The following is a 20353-nucleotide window of genomic DNA, read 5'->3' on the forward strand; positions in this document are numbered from 1 at the left end:
GGTGCGGCGCGAGGTGATCCGCTCGGGCCTGCTTCTGCGCGTCGGTCGCGTCGATGTACCCGCGTTCATCGTCGTAGCACGGGGCGATGATGCGTCGTTCGAGCTTGCGAAGCTCGGCCCCCATCGTTTCGATACGGTTGGCGACGGTGATGGGGGAGTAGCGGGCCTCGGTCGTGTGAGTGGCGGCGTCGGCGCGTGCCTGGGCCTGCTGGGTGTCGGCCGTCGCGTCCAGCGCTGCCCGGGTGGCCCGGTCGGCTTTGGCGAGGGCGTTGCGGTGGCCAGTTTCGGAGTGGTGGCCGATTTTGATCGGTTCGCCGCCTTCGGGCAGCCGCCGCACGGCGGCGTGTTCGCGGTCCCACGCGGCCGTTTCGGCGGTGGCCGTGCGGTCGGCCTTGTGCTCGAGCGCGTCGACCCGGTCAACTTGCCGCTGCACCTTCCCGGCCTCGACCTCGGCTGTGGGGCGGTGGGTGCTGTCGAGGCTGGTGGTGACAGCGAAACCTGCGGCCTGCAGCGCTGTGGTGGTGCGCGCGATTGTGCCGAGTTTGGGGAGGCGGTCGCGGGACTGGGGGACGAACCAGGCGCTGATGCTGCGCCCCCAACGCCACCCGTTGGCCTTCAAGACCTCGGCGGTCCCGTCACCCTTGCTGGTGCCGTCGATCAAGGTGCCCTCAGCGTGCGTGTGGGTAATGGTGAGTGTGTTCATGATCTTGTTCTCTCTCCTCGGACAACTTGTTTTTTTGCCTTCCGGCGAGAGAAATCGATAGCGACCGTGAGCGGTGTAGTGCAGGGTCGTGGAATACCGGAGGGAGCGAAGCGAGTGAGGATATGCCGCGAAAGCCCGGAACGAAGACGCGGGAGGAAGCTACGATGACCGGCCGGAATGGTCAAAAAGCATCAGAAATACAGTGCCGCGCAGCGGCCCCGCCTTGGCAGGGATGAGGGCGGTCGCGCCGCCGTTCCGTGTCGGACTTGGCTGTTATGGGTTGTCTTGGTGCAGCAGCGCACGCGTGGCGGTCTTGGCTGCTAACCGTGGCTATGGGGTGTCATTGCGGTCGCATGTTGTCGCGTATGGGGTACGCGGGACGCCGTGGGCACACCGCAACAGCTCACCGCTGTCCTGATCAACGCGAGCTCTGATCGCATGAAGGGGCGCTCGTCGAGTGCACCTCGCCAGGTTGATCTCGATCAAGAGGAAGACTGGCACGGCGGCAGCCGGAGGCAGAAGAAGTGACCCCCTCGACCGCACCTAGCAGGACCTGGACGGCATCCCAAAAACCCTCGCCGCGATCAAGCGGATCGCCGAGGTCTCCATCGGTGCGGGGGAGCAGGTCCAGTCATAACCGGGCCGCTCGTCCATGCTGTCTGTGCTACCGCCACGTTCGATGCCGATCCAGCACAGGTTCTGGAGATTACGGCGTTGGTCAGGACGGCGCTACGGGGCAATCTCCCTGTCTAGGGTGGATATATGAGCCATTCGATAGTGCCGAGCACTACGTATCTGCAGAAGCTTCAGGCCGAGACGGCCCGCAGGATGCAGACCTATGAGTCGGTGCCGTCGCCGTTCTCTGGGGCCGCGGAGGAACTTGCAAGCGCCGTCGAAGCCCAGGTTGAGGCGCTCGTCCGGGATCTGAACGACGTCGTTCACACCCTGCACGCCGACCCGGAGACCGCCTTCGCCGAGCATCGAAGCGCCGCCTATCTGGTGGAGCTACTCGGTCGCTATGGGATAGACGCGCAGCTCGGCGTGCACGGACTCGACACCGCAATCCGCGCCGAGATCGGGTCGGACGACGGCCCGGTCATCGCGATTCTTGGCGAGTATGACGCCTTGCCCGACGTGGGGCACGGCTGCGGGCACAACGTGATCGCCGCCACCGGCATCGGCGCTTTCCTCGCTCTGGCCAACACGCTCAGGGAGAATCCCGACGCATTCAGAGGCCGGGTAGTTTTCCTTGGAACTCCCGCCGAGGAAGGCTTCTCCGGCAAAGAAGCGATGGCCAGGCACGGCGCCTTCGAGGGCGTTGACGCCGCGATTATGGTGCACCCCTACGGCTACGACCTCGCCGACCAGGTGTGGCTCGGTCGCCGTGTGCTCACCGTGACGTTCACGGGCGTCGCGGCGCACGCATCCGCTCAACCCTTCATGGGTCGCAACGCCCTCGACGCCGCCACTCTGGCGTACCAAGCTGTTGGGCTGCTGCGTCAACAGCTTCCTCCGGTAGACCGCGTGCATGCTGTAATCAGTGAGGGGGGATCCCGGCCGAGCATTATTCCCGAGCGTGCAGTACTTAAGCTTTACGCCCGTTCCAAGTACGCGGACACGCTCAAAGACCTCAGCGTGCGACTGGACGACATCGCGCGCGGCGCGGCATTGATGACGGGAACGAGTGTTGAGATCGACTGGGACGAGCACGCCCCATCGCTCCCCGTGCGGACGAACAGCGCGCTCACCGGTCGGTGGGTCGCCGCCCAGCAGCGCCGTGGACGCCAGCCACTCCCGCTGGGCGTGGTGTCAGAAACCATTGCAGCGTCCACCGACTTTGGCAACGTGAGCCATCGCATCCCCGGTATCCACCCTCTGATCAAAATTGCCGCGCCCGACGTTGCCCTGCATACCCGCGAATTCGCGGCGGCCGCTGCAACGGATGCCGCGGAGTCGGGTGCCCTCGACGGCGCCTGTGGTCTCGCCCTCACCGCCCTGGATTTTCTCTGCGACGCCGAATTACGACGCAGCGTGGCGGAAGAGTTCGCGGAACAGGGCGGCGCCGTCGATGTGCCGCACTTCTTCGACTGACGCCTGACCGGGCACTGTCTAACTCCGCTCACACCGATCGTTTCGTTCCCTCCGACGCAAGGTAGTCCCCATGTCTTCAGCACAGATCCTCACTCGGCGCACCGTTCTGATCGACCGTGTACTCGGCGGAATCGAACGCGTCGGCAACAAGCTGCCCGACCCGTTCATGCTCTTCCTCCTGCTGTTCGCAATCACGGCGGTGGCGTCGACTGCCATGGCCTGGGCCAACGTCACGGTGCAGTTGCCCGGGACCGACGAGGTCACAGTGATCAAGGGCTTCTTCACCGCCGAGGGGCTCACGTGGTTCACCCAGAACATTGGGGTTAACTACCTGGGCTTCCCGCCGCTGGCGACGGTGCTCCCCATCCTGCTCGCGGTCGGTGTTGCCGAGAAGTCCGGCCTGCTCGCTGCGCTGATCCGTAAGGCTTTCGGCTCGGCGCCGCGCTGGTCGCTGCCCTACGCCGTGGCGTTCGTGGGGGTCGTGGGGTCGATCATGTCGGATGCGGCATTCGTGGTGATCCCGCCGCTTGCAGCTTTGGTGTTCAAGGCCGCCGGCCGGCATCCCGTCGCCGGGCTGCTCGGTGGGTTTGCCGCCGTGGGTGCCGGCTACTCCACCTCGCTGTTCGTGACAAGCCTCGACGCCTTATTCGCCGGCATCACCACGTCGGTCACACAGAACCTACCCAATGCCGGTTCCGTTGTGACCCCGATTTCGAACTACTTCTTCAATGTGGTCTCCGCGCTCGTACTCATCGCCCTGGCCGGCTTCATGATCGACAAAATCCTCGAACCGCGTCTGGGCCGCCAAGGGATCTCGCGCGAGGAGATCATCGACAACGACGACGTGTCGGGTTCCGCCGCGATGAACACGCGGCTCACGGACACCGAGAATCGCGGCCTGTTCTGGGCGTTCGTGGCGGGCGTCGTCGCTGCCGGAGTGATCCTCGTCGGCGTGCTTCTGCCCGAATCCCCGTGGCGAAACGAAGATGGCGGGTTCTTGCCTCGCTCGCCCCTGTTGAGTTCGATCGTGTTCATCGTTTTTGCCACGTTCGTGATTCCAGGGCTGGTGTACGGCAAGATCACCGGAACCATCGCCAGGGGCAGTGACGTACCCCGCGTGATGGGGCACGCCATCAAGGACATGAGCGGATTCCTCGTGCTCGCGTTCATCCTCGGCCAGTTTGTCGCCCTGTTTAATTTCTCCGGAATCGGAAGCTGGCTGGCTGTTGCCGGAGCCGGAGGCCTTGAGTCCATCGGCCTCACCGGATTTTCGGCCGTCGTTGCCTTCGTACTGCTCGCCTCGCTGCTGAACCTTTTCATCATTTCCGGTTCGGCCATGTGGACGCTGATGGCCGCAGTGTTCGTGCCGCTGTTCGTATTACTTGGCTATGAGCCCGCGTTCATCCAGGGTGCTTTCCGGGTCGGAGATTCGGCCACCCAGATACTCACACCCCTCAATCCGTACATGATCGTGCTCCTCACGATGCTGCGCAAATACGAGCCACAGGCGGGGCTTGGCACCATAATCGCCCGCATGCTGCCCTTCGCAGTCACCTTCTGGCTCGCCTGGGTAGCCGTGCTGAGTGTCTTCTTCTTTTTCGACCTACCGATGGGCCCGGGCAACGGCATCATGATCCCGCAGTAGTAACTGCGCAAGACCCAAGGAATACGCCGTGCCGGAGCCTCCTTAAGTTCAGTGTGACCCGAAAGGATTTTCATGACTGTTAACCAACCCACGATCTATGCCCTGCACGAGAACCCCGAATGGTTTCCACCGTTCGCCCGGGCCTTTGAAGCAGAGGGCATGGAGGTGAAGGAATGGCTGCTCACCGACGGCGTTCTCGACCTGGATTCGGTACCACCGGAGGGAATCTTCTGGTCGCGCATCAGCGCATCCGCTCACACGCGTGACCATGGAAAGTCGAAAGACTACGCCCGCGCCGTGTTGGCCTGGCTCGAGGCCCACGGCCGCCGTACAGTGAACGGCCGACGTGTGCTCGAGCTTGAGATGAGTAAGGTCGAGCAGCTGGTCGCGCTCAAGGCCGCTGGCATCGACACCCCGCGCACCGTGGCGGCGGTGGGTCGCGAGCAAATTCTCGCCGCCGCACGCGACTTTCCCACCCCGTTCATGACCAAGCACAACCAGGGCGGCAAGGGTCTGGGCGTGCGCAAGTTCACGAGCCACGAAGAACTCGCCGAGTACGTAGCTTCCGACGAGTTCGAGGAGCCGCAAGATGGCATCACCCTGATTCAGGAATACATCCAGGCTGCGGAACCGTTCATCACCCGGGTCGAGATCATCGGCGGTGAATTCATCTACGCCGTCAAAGCCGACACCGCGCGCGGCGGCTTCCAGCTGTGTCCAGCGGATGCCTGCGCCATCGACCCGATCACGCGCGAGCTGATCATGCCTCCCGGCGCCACTATCGCACCCGTGGCCGGTCAGCAGCTGTTCAGCCTACGGGAAGACTTCGACCACTCGATAATCGAGAAGTACCTCGCGTTCGCGCACCGCAACAGCTTGGAAGTCTGCGGCATCGAGTTCATCGAAGCTGAAGACGGTCGGGTGCTCACCTACGACGTGAACACCAACACGAACTACAACGCGCTCGTCGAAGCCGAGGCCCCTCGTTCGGCCCCACGTGCCCTCGCTCAGTACCTCAAAAAGCTCGCAGCCTAAAATACGTGGCGCTGGCCCCGGGGCCAACTCACGAAACAGATCAACTTGCAGGTTGATCCGCGACGGTTTGAGCTCCCGTGGTAGCTGGCACCACCGATGCAACGCTGGAATCAACGCAACCGAGATCTTTTGCAACGCCGGCGGGAGGGATCTATTGGCGAGAGATTTCTTCGCGGGAGAAGTACGCAGACTCGAGCGACCCAGCCGGGAAGAACTGGTTGCCCGCAACCAGGATGGTCGTACCCGACTTTGCCGGGACGACATCATTCCAAACTGCTAGGTACATGGCCTACTCCCTGCATGTTGTGTGCGGATTGACCCGCAACTGCACCACGTGTAGGTGGCTTACCCGGCGCGGTTCTATAACCGGGAACGTACACAGCACACCCGAGAACGTGAACATGACCTCGGGTGTGCGCCATAGTGCTCAGTCAGATGTCGCTGGCAGTGTCAAACATTGAGACCTGGGGCGCACTGGCTAGTAATGAGCCTAGTTCGGTCGCACCCGCGCCCGCCCGCCACTGACGATAGGCCGCGTCAGCGTCGGCCGACGCCCACCGCTCCAGCAAAATCATGTGGGCGGGATCGTCACTATCAAGCAACACGTCAACACCCAGACACCCCTCAAATGCCCGGGTCCCAGCAAGGATGTCTCGCAGCATAGCCGGCGCAGCGAGAACGGCTTCCGGCTTCAGGTGAAGGTCAAGAAGAACTGTCAGGGCCATGAAAACTCCAATTCATATCCGGGAAAAGGGCGGACGTGGCGCTTAGAAGTTGAGGATTTGGTAGCCCTCGACCACGAGGGAACGGATACTTGCTTCGCCCTTGTACTGCGCCAGTAGCGGCCACCCGCCGGCCTTGACAGCATCGGTAACCCCGTGGGAGGCGACGCAGAATGCGCAGGCGCCCCGGATATTGTCGTGCAGGGCGACGGCGAGAGGGTTCATCTTGTGCGTGGGATCTGATATGGCGGCGAGGGATTCAACACCCGACCCGTCGAAAACGACGACGACGTCATCGCCAGCATCCTTGAATTCAAGGGCTGTCTTGAGACCGCGATAGACGCGTGAGGTGTCGGAGCCGATGGGCTCATAAATGACGACGGCGATCTTCGAATCAGACATAAATACTTACCTCCTAGTTAGACCGATCTGGCCACCACTAACTATACCGATCGGTCTGGTAATATCAAAGTATGCATGCGTCGACCATCACCCCGATAGTGAGCGCGAAAGAGCGCCTACTCGCCTCCGCAGGCCGCCTGTTCCACGAACACGGCATCAATGCAACGGGAATCGACCTCGTCGTGCGTAACGCGGGCGTTGCCAAAGCCAGCCTCTATAACAACTTCGCCAACAAAGAAGCTCTCGTCGTGGCCTACCTGGAACAGGAACTCGACGGCTGGATCAGAAACGCCCACGCCCTGGACAATCCGCTCTCGCCACGCCGGGAGCGAATCGCAGCCTTATTTGAGGCCATCGCGCGCTCAATCGAATTGAACACGTTCCACGGCTGCCCATTTACCAATGCCGTGATTGAGCTGCCGGAATGCGCGGCAGTACGTACAGTCGCCAAGCACTACCGCGCCGTCGTTCGCACGCACCTAGCCAACCTCATCGGTGCAGACACTACTTCCACGGCAGTATCCCGCCTGGTCTTGCTTTACGACGCAGCCATCACAGCAGCGAAAGTCGGCCGCGACGCCGCTCTCGTCCGCGAAGCAAGCACCATGGCCCAAGAACTCGTCGACGCCCATACCCCACAGGTATAGGAGTCTGGCCAGTAGTGGGGGTGAATCTTCTTATATCTGTCAAGCTGCGATTGGGATCGCTTCAGTGGCAGCGTGGAGTGCATTCAGGGCGCGATAAAGATGACGACACTCGATGCTGTGACGAAGAATACAAAAACTGAGCCCACTCGTGAAGCTGTGGCCGCGAAGGAATGGGTGCGCCTGGCCAAGGAGCAGAGCCTAGCTCTGGACGGAATTGTAGAACGTCATTGTCGGTCTTTTCATCACCTTCATCAGGTTCGTCTGCTCGATCGGCAATGTGCATCTGATGGCTGCCCTGTCCAAGGACGGCCTCAGTTTGGACGGAACCATCCCCTTCGTGTTTGCCGATCTGATCGCCCTACCCCTGATGATCATTTATGGAAAGTTCTACGCCCGCCGCATCGTCTTGCGGATCTTCTTCAGATTTTGAGCGGTGATGAGCGTCGCAGGTCTTGCCGTGGACCTGCTCTTTCCCGTCTTCGGCATCCCTGCCACGGCCCGGCCAATACAGATCGTGCCGACGCACTTCGAGTGAAACTGCACCACATATTTGAGCACCGCTTTCCTGCTCGTGGCCGGTTTGGTAGGCTGGCCGAACCGGAACAGGTCCCGTTTGGGCGAGGAAAACAAGCGTGCCAGAGACGTGGTGTGCGGAATGCAGGTCAAACGCGCCCAAGCACCTGCCACCGACCTACACAAAGGCATTATGTGCTACTTCTACTCCATCCGCTGCCACGACAGGCTCGTGGCGGAGTCGCCGCAGTACCGGGAATCGAACCGATGACCAGTATGGGCGTGAAAACCATCAACGCAACAGCAGAACCGAGCTTGACCTTCCGGTGGTACCCGAGCTGTCAGCATAAGCAATGATCGAGTTCCGCTCGGTGACCAAGCAGTTCCCGGATGGCACGACCGCGGTAGATAATGTGAGCCTTGTCTTCCCCTCTCGGAAGACAACAGTGCTCGTCGGTTCCTCCGGTAGTGGGAAGACGACGATGCTGAGGATGATCAACCGCATGGTCGATCCAACAAGTGGATCAATTGAGATCGACGGAGAACGCGTTTCTACCCTTGATCCGGTCAAGTTGAGGCGCAGCATCGGCTACGTCATGCAGAACTCGGGGCTGTTGCCGCATCGCACGGTCGTCGACAATATTGCGACAGTACCCGTGCTGCGTGGCATTAAGAAGAAGGAGGCACGTCAGCGATCTCTTCGTTTGATGGATACGGTGGGTCTTGAGCGCGCTCTTGCCGAGCGTTACCCGGGGCAGCTCTCTGGCGGGCAGCAGCAGCGGGTGGGTGTTGCCCGGGGTCTTGCCGCTGACCCTAATATCCTGCTGATGGATGAACCTTTCGGTGCTGTCGATCCGATCGTGCGTGCCGAACTGCAGACTGAACTCGTCCGGCTCCAACGTGAGCTTGACAAGACAATCGTGTTCGTCACCCACGACATCGACGAAGCTTTCCTGATTGGAGATCAAATCGTGATCTTCCGTCCTGGCGGAATCGTCGCGCAAATCGGCAGCCCGGCAGATATTCTGGCGAACCCGGTCGACGCGTTCGTGGCGAGTTTCGTGGGAGTCGATCGCGGGAAGCGCTCCTTGCATCTTGAGGGAACGCCGGAGACCCCCGTCGTCGTCGACAGCGAAGGCAGGGTGGCCGGGGTACTGGCCGCTGGCTCAAATCCGCTCCTGATAGCAGAGGCGGTGCCCCAACCGGGCGCCGGTGCTCCAGCGCAGGGTGCCGCCACGTAATGACGTGGCTGTGGGCAAACCTCGGCCTGGTCTGGCAGCTCACGCTGGACCACGTCGCGCTGAGCGTACCTCCGATCATTCTGGGATTTCTGCTCGCCCTTCCGCTCGGCTGGCTTGCCAACCGCCACCAGCCTTCACGCGGCGTGCTGCTGTCGATCGGGGGAGTCCTCTACGCCATTCCGTCCTTGCCGTTATTCGTAATGATGCCCCTGATCCTCGGCACGAAAATCCTTGATCCAATCAATGTTGTCGTCGCTTTGAGTATTTACGCGTTGGCATTGATGGTGCGTGTGGCTTCGGATGCTCTGGCCGCCGTCGACACGGATGTCATCGCTTCCTCGACGGCTATCGGTTATTCAGACTGGTCGAGGTTCTGGCGCGTGGAGCTGCCGCTGGCTGGGCCTGTGTTACTGGCTGGTTTGCGGGTGGTTTCTGTCAGCACGGTCAGCTTAGTCAGCGTCGGCGCCATTGTCGGTGTCGACAGTGTCGGCTTCCTGTTCTTGAACGGTTTCCAACGGGCTTTTCCCGAAGAGATCCTGATTGGGATTATTGCTTCCGTTCTGATCGCCTTCGTCTTTGATGTCGTCCTGGTCCTCGCCGGAAGAGTTTTGATGCCGTGGGCTCCCGTGTTGCGCTCACGCGAACATCCCCGTGGTCTTATGACGGAAAAGACGGTGATCGGGCAATGAACCAACTTTTCGCAACGTTCGCCTGGCTTCTCGATCCAGCACATTACGCCGGACCTGATGCCATCCAGGTCCGGGTGGGCGAGCAAGTCGAATACACCCTGCTCACGCTGCTGCTCGCCTCCATAATCGCACTTCCAGCCGGCTTGGCAATCGGACACACTGGTCGCGGTCGAACCCTCGGCGTCCAGATTCCAGCTGTGCTGCGCGCGTTACCGACCCTGGGCTTGGTCATCCTGCTTGCCCTGATGGTCGGGCTCGGCCTCCTTGCGCCACTGATCGCGCTGGTCATCCTCGCGATCCCGCCGATCCTCGCTGGCGCTTACTCCGGCTTAGAGTCCGTAGATCGCGAGACGGTCGACGCCGCACGCGCTCTCGGCATGACCGGCTGGCAGGTCCTGTGGAAGGTGGAAATTCCGCTGAGCTTGTCGCTCATCACCGGCGGTCTTCGCTCAGCTGCCCTGCAAGCGGTCGCCACCTGGACCATCGCGGCGATCCTGCCGTTGGGCGGGCTTGGCCGGTACATTTTCGACGCTTTGCCCGTACAGGACTACCCGAAGATGCTCGCCGGGTCGATGTTGGTCATCGCGCTGGCTTTGGTAACGGACGCGCTGTTCGCTCTCCTACAGAAGGTGGTGACCCCGCCAGGGGTGAGGGCGGGGCGGGCGTCCCTGGTGCGGGCGAAGACAACTCATTCTCATGCCAGGGCGGCACTCTTCCGCCATGCATCATTCATTCGAAACGAAAGGTGAACTATCTATGCTGCGAAGAAGAGGCCTTGTTGCCGCCGCACTCATCATCACCGGCCTCGTCGCACTCAGCGGGTGTGCGTCAGGAGACCCCCTGAGTACTACTAACAGCAATACGGCCGGCGAGGGTTCGGCCGGTTCTGACACGATCGCGATCGGGTCTGCCGCATTTCCTGAGAGCGAGATTCTCGCCGAAGTTTATGCACAGGCGCTTGAAGGAAAGGGGGTGACCGTGAAGCGCAGTTTCAACATCGGACAACGTGAGGTGTATCTATCGGCGCTGAAAGACGGTTCGATCGACATGATTCCCGAGTACTCGGGCAACCTGCTGCAGTCTTACGACACAAACACAACGGCGGAATCCAGTGCCGACGTTTACGCGGAACTGCTAGAGAAAGTACCGTCCGGCTTCGAAGTGCTCGATCAATCCCAAGCCCAAGACAAGGACTCCTACAACGTCACCAAAGAGTTCTCTGAAAAGTATCAGGTCAACAGCCTTGCCGATCTGAAGAACGTAAACATCCCCCTCAAGCTGGCGTCGAACCCTGAGTCCGCAGAACATCCCGCGGGTGTCGAAGGCATCAAGCGACTGTACGAGGTTAGCGTGACCCTCGTACCGATCAGCGACAGCGGAGGACCACTGACCGTTAAGGCTCTGCTCGACGGCACCGTGCAGATGGCAGACGTGTACACGACATCGCCCGCGATTAAGGCCAACCATCTGGTCACCCTCGACGATCCCGAGAACATGATCCTCGCGCAGAACGTGCTGCCGCTGATCAACAGCAGCAAAGCGTCGGCAAAAATCACCCAGGTCCTCAACAATGTGTCCGCGGTATTAACGACCGACGACCTGATCAAATTTAACACGAAGAGTAGCGGTAGCGCCAAAGAGTCCCCGGCAGCGATCGCGAAAGATTGGCTCGCTGGGAAGGGACTCTGACTCCGTGCCTGTCCGAACTTCACGATCGGATGCATGGCGAATCGGCGATGATCTGGCCCGGGAAATCTTGGCCGCAGTGCAAGAAGAAGGAGACTATTGTGAGCATTCGACTGGGAGCCGTCTTGGCGGAACAATCGGACAAATTACGGCATGAACCCACCGCCAAGCGCGTGCGGGCTTTTGTAGGGGCGGAGGTCGCCGTTGACAGCGAACGAGCCGTGCTCGTGTGGGAACCGCATCAGGCCATACCGACCTATGCTGTACCACGAGAGGATGTAGTCGTTCAGATCATCGACGTGAAGCCGGGTGAGAAGGCTCCTAACGGTGCCCCCAGCCACGACATTCCCGGGTTCCGTGTGATTCTTCGAGCCAGCGCCGGCAGCCCTGAAGGATCGGGCTATGTCGCCGATGACCCTGATCTCTCCGACTTCGTCATCCTTGATTTCAGCAGTTTCGACCGCTGGCTCGAAGAAGATGAGGAAATCGATTCTCATCCGCGCGATCCGTTCCACAGAGTCGACGTCCGCAGCACGTCCCGGCACATCCAGGTGATGATGAATGGTCAGCTCCTCGCCGACACCGTCCACGGCAAATTGCTCTATGAGACGACGCTGCCGACCCGTTACTACCTGCCAACGGAAGACGTACTTACACCGCTTACGCCGAGCCCGACACGCACTCTCTGCCCGTATAAGGGTCAAGCGTCGTATTGGTCATTCACCCTTGACGGACAAGCGGTCGAGGACCTCGTTTGGAGCTACGAGGATCCACTCGAGGACGCAGCCGGATTAAAAGGGTACCTAGCCTTCTACGACGACAAAGTCGAAGTGCTGCTGGATAAGAATCTCGCGGACGCCGACTAGGAGCGCGCTGATTTACGACGTTTCAATGGGCTGTTCGAGTGTCGAAGACCATTTTTTGCACCGCGCCGGAGCCGCGTAGGACCCACTGTGGGGAACTTAGTGCATTTGGAAAGCAAGCGCGATCAGACCAGTTGTGGACACCTCGGGCGGCTGGTGACCATTTCCGGGGTGCCCGCTTGTCACGCTGAATATGGCACGGCGTTGGACTGGTAGTCGTAGGGGTCGGGGTCTGAGGAGGAGCGGTACGAAAAGTCACGCTAAGACCGTGGCGTGTGATGAACTTCCTGGAAATATCAAGGTTCTGTGCTTGTTCGGGACCCACACGCTGGAGTTTTCAATATGGATGTGCTTTCGTCCGGCGCGGGTCGTTTCCTCTGTCATCCCATATCGGCCGTGTAAGTGACAGGAAGCCAAGGTAAACAAATTCCTAAACGTGAATTTCCGTACCGATACTCCTCAGACCCCGGTACTGATCAGACGCGCCAATGCATGACGACGGAGTAGATAGATATGTCAGACCGAGAAACCCGACACGCAGAGCTGGCCTCGACGTACCTGCCCGACGACCTGTTGGGCCGTTTCCGCAGGCGGGCCGACATCTACGACCGGGAGAACCGCTTCTTCGATGAGGACCTCGCCGAGCTCACAGCGCAGGGCTATCTCACTCTGTTTGTGCCGGAGAAGTTCGGCGGCGCAGGTCTGAGCCTCAACGAAGTATCTCGGCTGCAGCAGCGCCTAGCCACGGCAGCGCCCGCAACGGCCCTCGCTATCAACATGCACCTGATGTGCGTCGGAGTTGTACGTGCAATGTTCGAGCGCGGCGACCGGTCACTGACGTACGTGTTCGACGAGGCGATGGCCGGTGAGATCTTCGCGTTCGGGGTGAGTGAGCCGGCCAACGACTGGGTACTGCAGGGATCAAACACCGTTGCTCAGCCGCAGGAGGACGGCGGCTACCTGCTGACCGGGGTGAAGATTTTCACCTCACTGTCGCCGGTATGGACGCGCTTGATCACCCACGGGCTGGACAGCACAGATGCCGACAATCCGAGGCTCGTGTACGGATTCATCGAGCGGAGCGCGGAGGGCATCAGCGTGTCAGACCAGTGGGACGTGCTCGGTATGCGCGCGTCACAGAGCCGCGCGACGATCCTGGAGAACGTGCGGATGCGGCCGGAAAAGGTAGCTCGCAGAATCCCGACGGGGCGATACCCCGATCTGTTGACGTTCGCGATCACGAGCAACTTTCAACTGCTGATCGGGGCTGTGTACACGGGTATCGCACGCCGTGCGCTGGATCTAGGCGCCGCGGGCCTGAAAAGCCGGAAGTCGGCCAAAAACGGCACTACCTACGCCCAGGTTCCGGAGTTCCGGGCACGCCTGGCCGACGCCCTCATGGCGTACATGGCCGTGCCCGCGCAGTTGGACGCTTACACTCGCGACTTCGACGACCTCATCGACCACGGCGCAGGCTGGCCGCTGCGTCTAATCAGCGCCCGCATCAACGCATCGAACGTGGCCCGGCACGCGACTGAAACCGCGCTGATGTGCGCAAGTGGCAGCGGATACAACAACAGCACCGAGCTCAACCGCCTGTTCCGGGATGCTACGGCCGGGCTGTTCCATCCGCCAAGTGCCGACGCCGCCCGACCGATGTACGCGGCCGCATTACTCGACGAGCCCACCGTTGACTGACGGGCTTCGTCCGCCAAAGCTGATCCCTATTCGCTGATCATTCCATGTCCTGCCAACGCGACTGAGGCTGTGTGCAAACTCCCTCCGACAAATCAAACCGGACGATATCGTGGCATTCTCGGCACGAACAGGGCGGGGAAAAGCACCATCATCACGATAGCCGCAACTCTTCTGCAGCCAACCCACGGGAGAACGTGAATTTCATTGCCGACCTCCAGGACACCAACAGCAAGCGTAGAAGTCGGCCCGACTCGGACTGGAACTGGAAGGGGCGAATTTTAGACGATTAGTCATGAAACATGATTCTCCTTACCTCTGTCTCGATTCACCATATGGACGCAAGGGAAGAGTCAAATTTTTGAGAGTCGATGTATTCGTACTTGCTCACTACCGCTGCTCCCGCGCGAAGGAAGCGCTGGCTTTTTCAAGAATGCGGTCTCCGCGCGCAGCTCTTGATTTTCTCGCTCGAGCTCTTTCAGACGGGCCCATTCGGAGCCGGTCAGCTCAGTATCGGTGCCCCCGTTGGCCTCACGAAACTTGTTCAGCCAGTTCCGGAGAGTCTCCGGCCCGACGCCATACGCGGTTGCGACGTCCTTGATCGATTTGGACGTCGCGATCACCTCGCGGCACAACTCGTCCTTGAACTCCTGGGAAAAACGCTTCCGTGTTACGGCCATGCTGATCTCTACTTTCAGTAGACCTTCACTTTAAGAGAGCCCGCTGTCCGAGATATCCGCAGCAGGTCATACCCACAGATAAGTCAAGAGAGTCGCATAATGTGCTATTCATTCCGTTTCGTGAGCTGACCCATCTTCTGTATCAGGACGGGCCGTTCTAGCCGGCGATTACGCGGGTGGGGGAGGCCTGGCCGGCGACGATCGCATCCGCTGCCCGCACCAGGGCCAGGTGCGAGAGCGCCTGTGGGGTGTTACCGACCTGGTGGCTGCCGGCCACGTCGTATTCCTCCGAGAGCAGACCAACATCGTTCACGACGCCCAGTAAGCGGTTCATTAGAGTGTTCGAGTCGTCGATGCGACCCGAGGTGGCGTACTGTTCGACCAGCCAAAATGAACAGGCCAGAAACGGATGCTCATCCGGCGGCAGACCGTCTACTGCGGAGGTCGTCTGGTAGCGAATCAGTAGTCCGTTTCGCATCAGATCCGTTTCGATCGCGGCGACGGTGCCGAGCATGCGGGGATCGGTTGGCGCGCAGAAGCCGACCTGTGAGAGCACCAGGAGTGAGGCGTCCACTTCGGTACTCCCGTAGTACTGCACGTAACTGCCCCGTTCGGTGTCGAAGCCGCGGCTCTCGATGTCGGCGCGCACTTCGTTGCGGAGGCTCTTCCACCGTTCGAGCGGCCCGTCGAGGCCGTGCTCTTCGATGCCACGCACGGCGCGGTCGAACGCCGCCCAGACCATCACTCGGGAGTGGGTGAATTCACGGGCTGCACCGCGCATCTCCCAGATGCCCTGATCGGCCCGGCGCCAGTTCTTTTCGAGAAAGCTCATGAGCGCGCGTTGCAGCGGCCAGGAGAATTCGGTCTCATGTACCCCGGCCGTGCGAGCGGCGTGTAATGCCACCATGACCTCGCCGATCACGTCGGACTGAAACTGATCAACCGCGCCATTGCCCACGCGTACCGGGGCTGCACCGTTGTAGCCGGGTAGGCTAGGCAGTTCTCGCTCGGGCAGGTAGCGTTCGCCGGAGAGCCCGTACATGATCTGCACGTCGCCCGGGTTACCGGCGATGGCGCGCAGCAGCCAGGCCCGCCAATCGCCTGCCTCCATCTCGTAACCATGGCTGAGCAGCACCTCGAGGGTGAGCGAGGCATCGCGTAGCCAGACATAGCGGTAATCCCAATTGCGGGTACCACCAAATTGTTCAGGCAGCGACGTCGTCGCTGCAGCCACGATGCCGCCGGTGTGCTCGTGCGTCAAGGCGCGCAACACAAGTAGGGAACGCACCACTTGGGGGCGTAACGGGCCCTCGTGGCTGCAGTGTGAAGCCCAACCCTGCCACCAGGCGCAAGTCGACTGGTAAGCAGCATCAACGTCGATCGCCGACGGGATTTTCCGATACGAGGGATACCAGGTCATTTGCGCGTCGACCGTGTCGCCCGCCGAAACGTCGAAGCTCGACACGTGGCGGTGGTCGGAGGCGCGCAGGGCCGGGCCGCGCACGACAACCGCGTCAGGTCCGGCAATCGCCACGAGACCGCGCACCGGCTCGCCTTTTAGCTGACGCACCCAGGGAACAGTCGTAGCGTAGCCAAAACGGATGCGCAGATCCTGTGTCATATGCACCGTGCCGCTAATGCCGCGCACCCGTCGCACCAGGTCGGCACGCCCGTCACCGTGCGGCATAAAGTCGAGCACCTCGACCTGACCGGTATCCGTGTCCCACAGAGTCGATAACACGAAGGTATCGCCGTCGTACCGCCGCGTGGCAGTAGCATTTGGATCGGCGGGAGCCAGGAGCCACCGGCCATGGTCCTCATCGCCGAGCAGAGCGCCGAACATCGAGGCGGAATCGTAACGCGGCAGGCACAGCCAGTCGATGCTGCCGTCACGTCCAACAAGCGCCGCCGAGTGGCAGTCGCTGATTAATGCGTAGTCCTCGATAGGGAGTGCCATCAAACCATCTTGTCAGCCGAAGGGTGAGAATATCCTCACTACCTGGGCGCTCCTGACTCTCCCGTGGTTGAAACCATCCGGAGAGCACTGGTTTGTGCCCGCCGAGGCAGAGCACAGCAAGGGCGATGAAGGCATCGGGTGAGATGAAGCCGCAGGCGATGCAGGTCATGAGGCGGATCTTGATATTCACTCGACCCGGCTGTGGGAGAGTCCGTGCTCGATGGACGCGAAGATCGCGGTACGGTGCTTCTCGACGCTCTTCTGCACCTTCACAAAGGAAGAGATACGGCAGCAGCGGGCCCAACCGACCCACTCGATCAACTCGGTAAGCGTATCGGCGTTGCCTTCGCAACTCAATTAGCGCCAACCACGGTTCCAATACTGGTCAGACCCGAGGTTTCTTCGATGACCTATGACCACGACTGGCCGCTGGCATTCAGTGAAAATTCCCACTACCGTCCAATATTTGACTTTTTCACAAGCCACCCGCTCCGCGTAGCCGATCACGTCGCTAGAAACCTCTCCCACGGCCTCGGAGGGAACCTCATCGACTGCAATCCGATGCACTCTGTTCAGCCGGGGGTTAAAGATCCCCAGGTGCGTGATCTGCTCGAACTGTTCCGGGGTCTGAGGAGTATCGGTACGGAAATTCACGTTTAGGAATTTGTTTACCTTGGCTTCCTGTCACTTACACGGCCGATATGGGATGACAGAGGAAACGACCCGCGCCTGACGAAAGCACATCCATATTGAAAACTCCGGCGTGTGGGTCCCGAACAAGCACAGAACCTTGATATTTCAAGGAAGTTCATCACACGCCACGGTCTTAGCGTGACTTTTCGTACCGCTCCTCCTCAGACCCCAGTAACGTCGGCTTCTCTCGCAATCCGCCCGTACTACTCCGCTTTGCTGGCGCCGTTTTCGTCGATCAGCACGGCGAATAGGAGGCGGGGGCTCGCCGCGTATCTCTTCGAGAAATCTACGTGTAACTGGACGTTGTCAACGCCGCACTGAGTGGCTCCGACGCCGGGGCACTGACAAGGATGGGTTCCATCCGTGAGCTCACTGCGAGATAATCGGAAAACGGCCCCGTATGGTGACGATGAAGTACCCCACCCGCCGGGACGTGACCGAAGGGAATGGTGTGGTGTGAATTCTGCATGGCTGCCCGAACGTGGCGTGGGTGCACTCTCGGAATCTGACGCGGAGATATATGTTGCCTCCGTGTGTTTTAAGACCGGGCCACCGGGTGCTGCCGGAGTTGAGGTCGAACGGTTAGTCCACGATGTCTTGGATCCGCAGATCCCGGTTTCAGTCGCACGGGTCAGCGACGCAATGGCGGCATCACACGCACCGTTACCGGGTGGAGGAGTGATTACCTTCGAACCAGGCGGCCAGTTGGAGGTGAGCTCGATTTGCGCGTCGGATCTTCCCTCTCTCGTCAAAGCGACCCGGGCGGACCTTGCAGCTGCTGAGGCTCTGCTGACGGATGCTGGTCTTTGCTTCGGCGCGGTGGCTTTGGATCCTACTCGGCCACCGGTGCGGTCATTGGATCATCCACGTTATGCCGCCATGGAGCACCATTTTGATCGTTTCGGCCCCGCGGGACGGGTAATGATGTGTTCCACTGCCGCTCTGCAGATTTCGCTGGAGGCTGGGTTCAATACTCCCGGATCCAGCGGTGCGGCGCAACGTTGGACGCGGCTGCACAATCTCATTCCGGTCCTCGCTGCTATGTTCGCCAATTCCCCGTTCCTCCATGGCGTCCCCAGCGGTTGGCATAGCAACCGGCAGCGTATCTGGCTAGCGATGGATGCTTCCCGGACTGCAATGGTTCCCCGCTCGGTGGACCCACGCTTGGACTGGGCACGCTACGCGCTGGATGCGCTACTACTGTGCATTCCCTCACCAGAGGCTGCCTGGACAGCTCCGCGCGGGTTGTCGATGCGGAACTGGTTGCGCGGAGAAGGCCCAAGACCTGCAACGCTCGACGACCTGAAGTACCACCTGACAACGTTGTTCCCCCCTGTCCGTCCTCGGGGGTTCATGGAGATCAGGGTGATCGACGCACAGGCAGGCAGCGACTGGGAGTCCGTCACGGCCATGGTGACAGCACTGATGGATGATGAGCATGCAGCCGACCTGGCCGCGGAGGCCTGCGCCCCGGTAGCGTCCCTGTCCAATCCGCTCTGGACAGCCGCCCGTCACGCGTTAGCGAATCCCGTGCTCGCTTCGGCAGCCTACGGCTGCGCCGAAGCCGCTCTGATGGCATTACCCCGTTTAGGAGTCGACGCCGCCACGCGCCACCGCGCGGAAGAATTTGTTGACCGATATACGGCGCGGGGCCGGTGTCCGGCAGAGGAGCGACTGGAGGTGTGGAGAAGGACCGGTAGTTATTTTGATCCGTCAGAGCATGAGGAGCATTGTGAAAATGTCCGATAATTTTTTCGAATCCGGTCACGATCCGGAAAATCTCAAAACCTTCATCGTCGACGCGCTGGAAAGGTCCCGGAACAGGACGCACGCGTTGACTGAGTGCGACGAGGAAGATCTGCTGAAGCAGCACTCGGCGCTGATGTCGCCGCTGGTCTGGGACTTAGCGCATGTCGGCAGCCAGGAGGAACTTTGGCTGGTCCGCGACGTCGGAAAATTAGAGCCGCTGCGGTGCGACATCGACCAGATGTACGACGCTTTCCAGCATGCGCGCAGCGCTCGCACGTCGCTGCCATTGCTCTCACCGGAGGAATCCCGAAAATACCTCGCCCAGGTTCGGACCAAAACCCTCGAGGTCCTGGACCGGACCCCTTTGGAAGGCTCGCCACTGGTAGATCGCGGCTTCGCATTCGGGATGATCATCCAGCACGAGCAACAGCACGACGAGACGATGTTGGCCACCCACCAGCTCCGGGTTGGCAAACCGGTCCTACAGGCTCGAACATTGGCCGCCGACGTCGTGTCCACTGACCGGTACTCTCTACCGAAGGAAGTGCTGGTCCCTGCAGGGATGTTCCTGATGGGGACCTCGGTGGAACCCTGGGCGCTGGACAATGAACGCCCGGCCCATCCGGTCGATCTGCCCGCGTACTGGATCGACACTATTCCAGTAACCAACGGCGCTTACCGATCTTTCATAGACGACGGCGGCTACCGAACCCCCCGCTGGTGGACGGCCCAAGGATGGAAGCACGTCAGAGAAACCGGAATAATGGCGCCCAAATATTGGGAACGCGACGGTGACCGGTGGGTCAGAACCAGATTCGGTGTCGTTGAACAGGTGCCAGAAGACGAGCCGGTGCAGCACGTGTGCTGGTTCGAAGCGGACGCCTACGCCCGCTGGGCCGGGCGTAGGCTTCCGACCGAACCAGAGTGGGAAAAAGCTGCGCGGTACGACCCTCGGTCCGATTGCTCGCAGCGCTACCCGTGGGGTGATGAAGATCCCAGCCCGCATCACGCGAACCTGGGCGGATCCGCCCTCCGGCCGTCCCCCGCCGGCTCCTATCCGCGCGGCGCATCACCGTTGGGAGTGCGCCAACTCATCGGTGATGTCTGGGAATGGGTCTCCAGCGACTTTCGTCCGTACCCCGGATTTATCGCGTTCCCCTATCAGGAATACAGCGAAGTTTTTTTCGGGTCTGACTATAAGGTACTGCGCGGCGGCTCCTGGGCGGCGGACGCAGCCGCGTGCCGTGGGACATTCCGCAATTGGGATTACCCAATCCGCAGGCAAATCTTTGCGGGCTTCCGAACGGCGCGGGATGCTGCGCCGGATGAAGTGCGTTAATCT

The 20353-nt window shown here is 60.8% G+C and carries 19 protein-coding genes and 1 pseudogene; 13 read left to right on the forward strand and 7 right to left on the reverse strand.

Features of this window, described 5'->3' with window-relative positions; translation table 11 throughout:
- Positions 1–703: DUF3560 domain-containing protein (locus CXY75_RS02590; protein ID WP_104081303.1), on the reverse strand; the 703-nt coding region annotated here is incomplete at its 3' end.
- Positions 704–1465: 762 nt separating this feature from the next.
- On the opposite strand from CXY75_RS02590, the gene CXY75_RS02595 reads away from it, so the two are divergent.
- The 3 genes from CXY75_RS02595 (at position 1466) to CXY75_RS02605 (ending at position 5474) form a co-directional block, all read left to right on the forward strand.
- Positions 1466–2794, forward strand: coding sequence for a M20 family metallopeptidase (locus CXY75_RS02595; protein WP_104081304.1), 1329 nt, complete (start codon positions 1466–1468; stop codon positions 2792–2794).
- A gap of 70 nt (positions 2795–2864) precedes the next feature.
- Entirely contained in the window at positions 2865–4439 is a 1575-nt protein-coding gene (locus CXY75_RS02600) for an AbgT family transporter (protein ID WP_104081305.1), read from the forward strand.
- Positions 4440–4511: 72 nt separating this feature from the next.
- Complete coding sequence (locus tag CXY75_RS02605; protein ID WP_104081306.1) at positions 4512–5474, forward strand: RimK family alpha-L-glutamate ligase; 963 nt, start codon at positions 4512–4514, stop codon at positions 5472–5474.
- A 151-nt stretch (positions 5475–5625) separates the two neighbouring features.
- Here CXY75_RS02605 and CXY75_RS20705 read toward each other — a convergent pair whose 3' ends face one another.
- From CXY75_RS20705 to CXY75_RS02615, 3 genes are all read right to left on the reverse strand, one after another.
- Complete coding sequence (locus CXY75_RS20705) at positions 5626–5760, reverse strand: hypothetical protein (RefSeq protein ID WP_255411755.1); 135 nt, start codon at positions 5758–5760, stop codon at positions 5626–5628.
- A gap of 145 nt (positions 5761–5905) precedes the next feature.
- A complete protein-coding gene (locus tag CXY75_RS02610) occupies positions 5906–6199 on the reverse strand; it encodes a putative quinol monooxygenase (RefSeq protein WP_104081307.1) in 294 nt (97 codons plus the stop codon).
- Between the two features lie 42 nt (positions 6200–6241).
- Entirely contained in the window at positions 6242–6598 is a 357-nt protein-coding gene (locus CXY75_RS02615; protein WP_104081308.1) for a DsrE family protein, read from the reverse strand.
- Between the two features lie 71 nt (positions 6599–6669).
- On the opposite strand from CXY75_RS02615, the gene CXY75_RS02620 reads away from it, so the two are divergent.
- From CXY75_RS02620 to CXY75_RS02660, 8 genes are all read left to right on the forward strand, one after another.
- Complete coding sequence (locus CXY75_RS02620; RefSeq protein WP_104081309.1) at positions 6670–7245, forward strand: TetR/AcrR family transcriptional regulator; 576 nt, start codon at positions 6670–6672, stop codon at positions 7243–7245.
- Positions 7246–7471: 226 nt separating this feature from the next.
- Positions 7472–7675: a permease gene (locus CXY75_RS02625; RefSeq protein WP_104081310.1), complete on the forward strand. Its 204-nt coding sequence runs from the start codon at positions 7472–7474 to the stop codon at positions 7673–7675.
- Between the two features lie 436 nt (positions 7676–8111).
- A complete protein-coding gene (locus tag CXY75_RS02635) occupies positions 8112–8999 on the forward strand; it encodes an ABC transporter ATP-binding protein (RefSeq protein ID WP_104081312.1) in 888 nt (295 codons plus the stop codon).
- The gene (locus CXY75_RS02640; RefSeq protein ID WP_104081313.1) at positions 8999–9688 is read left to right on the forward strand and encodes an ABC transporter permease; all 690 of its coding nucleotides are present in this window, start codon (positions 8999–9001) and stop codon (positions 9686–9688) included. Before CXY75_RS02635 ends, CXY75_RS02640 begins: the two co-directional genes overlap by 1 nt.
- Positions 9685–10437 (forward strand): ABC transporter permease, encoded by a 753-nt coding sequence (locus CXY75_RS02645; RefSeq protein WP_104081314.1) that lies wholly within the window; start codon positions 9685–9687, stop codon positions 10435–10437. Before CXY75_RS02640 ends, CXY75_RS02645 begins: the two co-directional genes overlap by 4 nt.
- Entirely contained in the window at positions 10409–11377 is a 969-nt protein-coding gene (locus CXY75_RS02650) for an ABC transporter substrate-binding protein (RefSeq protein WP_104081315.1), read from the forward strand. The genes CXY75_RS02645 and CXY75_RS02650 overlap by 29 nt, the downstream gene beginning before the upstream one ends.
- A 98-nt stretch (positions 11378–11475) precedes the next feature.
- Positions 11476–12240, forward strand: coding sequence for a DUF427 domain-containing protein (locus tag CXY75_RS02655; RefSeq protein WP_158251091.1), 765 nt, complete (start codon positions 11476–11478; stop codon positions 12238–12240).
- Between the two features lie 510 nt (positions 12241–12750).
- Entirely contained in the window at positions 12751–13935 is a 1185-nt protein-coding gene (locus CXY75_RS02660) for an acyl-CoA dehydrogenase family protein (protein WP_104081317.1), read from the forward strand.
- A 331-nt stretch (positions 13936–14266) separates the two neighbouring features.
- On the opposite strand, the pseudogene CXY75_RS02665 reads toward CXY75_RS02660, so the two are convergent.
- The 3 genes and pseudogenes from CXY75_RS02665 to CXY75_RS20930 form a co-directional block, all read right to left on the reverse strand.
- Positions 14267–14612: pseudogene (locus tag CXY75_RS02665) on the reverse strand (transposase); the annotation flags it as partial.
- A gap of 157 nt (positions 14613–14769) precedes the next feature.
- Entirely contained in the window at positions 14770–16569 is a 1800-nt protein-coding gene (locus CXY75_RS02670) for a glycoside hydrolase family 15 protein (RefSeq protein ID WP_104081319.1), read from the reverse strand.
- Positions 16570–16755: 186 nt separating this feature from the next.
- Entirely contained in the window at positions 16756–16842 is an 87-nt protein-coding gene (locus tag CXY75_RS20930) for a hypothetical protein (RefSeq protein WP_369826645.1), read from the reverse strand.
- Positions 16843–17793: 951 nt separating this feature from the next.
- Here CXY75_RS20930 and egtA point away from each other — a divergent pair.
- Positions 17794–19011, forward strand: a complete 1218-nt coding sequence (gene egtA, locus CXY75_RS02680; RefSeq protein WP_199182339.1) for an ergothioneine biosynthesis glutamate--cysteine ligase EgtA — start codon at positions 17794–17796, stop codon at positions 19009–19011.
- The gene (egtB, locus tag CXY75_RS02685) at positions 19001–20350 is read left to right on the forward strand and encodes an ergothioneine biosynthesis protein EgtB (protein ID WP_104081321.1); all 1350 of its coding nucleotides are present in this window, start codon (positions 19001–19003) and stop codon (positions 20348–20350) included. Before egtA ends, egtB begins: the two co-directional genes overlap by 11 nt.
- The last annotated feature ends 3 nt before the right edge of the window (positions 20351–20353 follow it).

Source organism: Cryobacterium sp. Y11 (assembly GCF_002929535.1).
In the GTDB taxonomy this organism is placed as follows: Bacteria; Actinomycetota; Actinomycetes; order Actinomycetales; family Microbacteriaceae; genus Cryobacterium.

Coding starts and splice junctions, on each gene's coding strand:
- CXY75_RS02595 (WP_104081304.1), top strand. CDS start 1,466: ATGAGCCATTCGATAGTGCCGAGCACTACGTATCTGCAGAAGCTTCAG.
- CXY75_RS02600 (WP_104081305.1), top strand. CDS start 2,865: ATGTCTTCAGCACAGATCCTCACTCGGCGCACCGTTCTGATCGACCGT.
- CXY75_RS02605 (WP_104081306.1), top strand. CDS start 4,512: ATGACTGTTAACCAACCCACGATCTATGCCCTGCACGAGAACCCCGAA.
- CXY75_RS20705 (WP_255411755.1), bottom strand. CDS start 5,760: ATGTACCTAGCAGTTTGGAATGATGTCGTCCCGGCAAAGTCGGGTACG.
- CXY75_RS02610 (WP_104081307.1), bottom strand. CDS start 6,199: ATGGCCCTGACAGTTCTTCTTGACCTTCACCTGAAGCCGGAAGCCGTT.
- CXY75_RS02615 (WP_104081308.1), bottom strand. CDS start 6,598: ATGTCTGATTCGAAGATCGCCGTCGTCATTTATGAGCCCATCGGCTCC.
- CXY75_RS02620 (WP_104081309.1), top strand. CDS start 6,670: ATGCATGCGTCGACCATCACCCCGATAGTGAGCGCGAAAGAGCGCCTA.
- CXY75_RS02635 (WP_104081312.1), top strand. CDS start 8,112: ATGATCGAGTTCCGCTCGGTGACCAAGCAGTTCCCGGATGGCACGACC.
- CXY75_RS02640 (WP_104081313.1), top strand. CDS start 8,999: ATGACGTGGCTGTGGGCAAACCTCGGCCTGGTCTGGCAGCTCACGCTG.
- CXY75_RS02645 (WP_104081314.1), top strand. CDS start 9,685: ATGAACCAACTTTTCGCAACGTTCGCCTGGCTTCTCGATCCAGCACAT.
- CXY75_RS02650 (WP_104081315.1), top strand. CDS start 10,409: ATGCATCATTCATTCGAAACGAAAGGTGAACTATCTATGCTGCGAAGA.
- CXY75_RS02660 (WP_104081317.1), top strand. CDS start 12,751: ATGTCAGACCGAGAAACCCGACACGCAGAGCTGGCCTCGACGTACCTG.
- CXY75_RS02670 (WP_104081319.1), bottom strand. CDS start 16,569: ATGGCACTCCCTATCGAGGACTACGCATTAATCAGCGACTGCCACTCG.
- egtB (WP_104081321.1), top strand. CDS start 19,001: ATGTCCGATAATTTTTTCGAATCCGGTCACGATCCGGAAAATCTCAAA.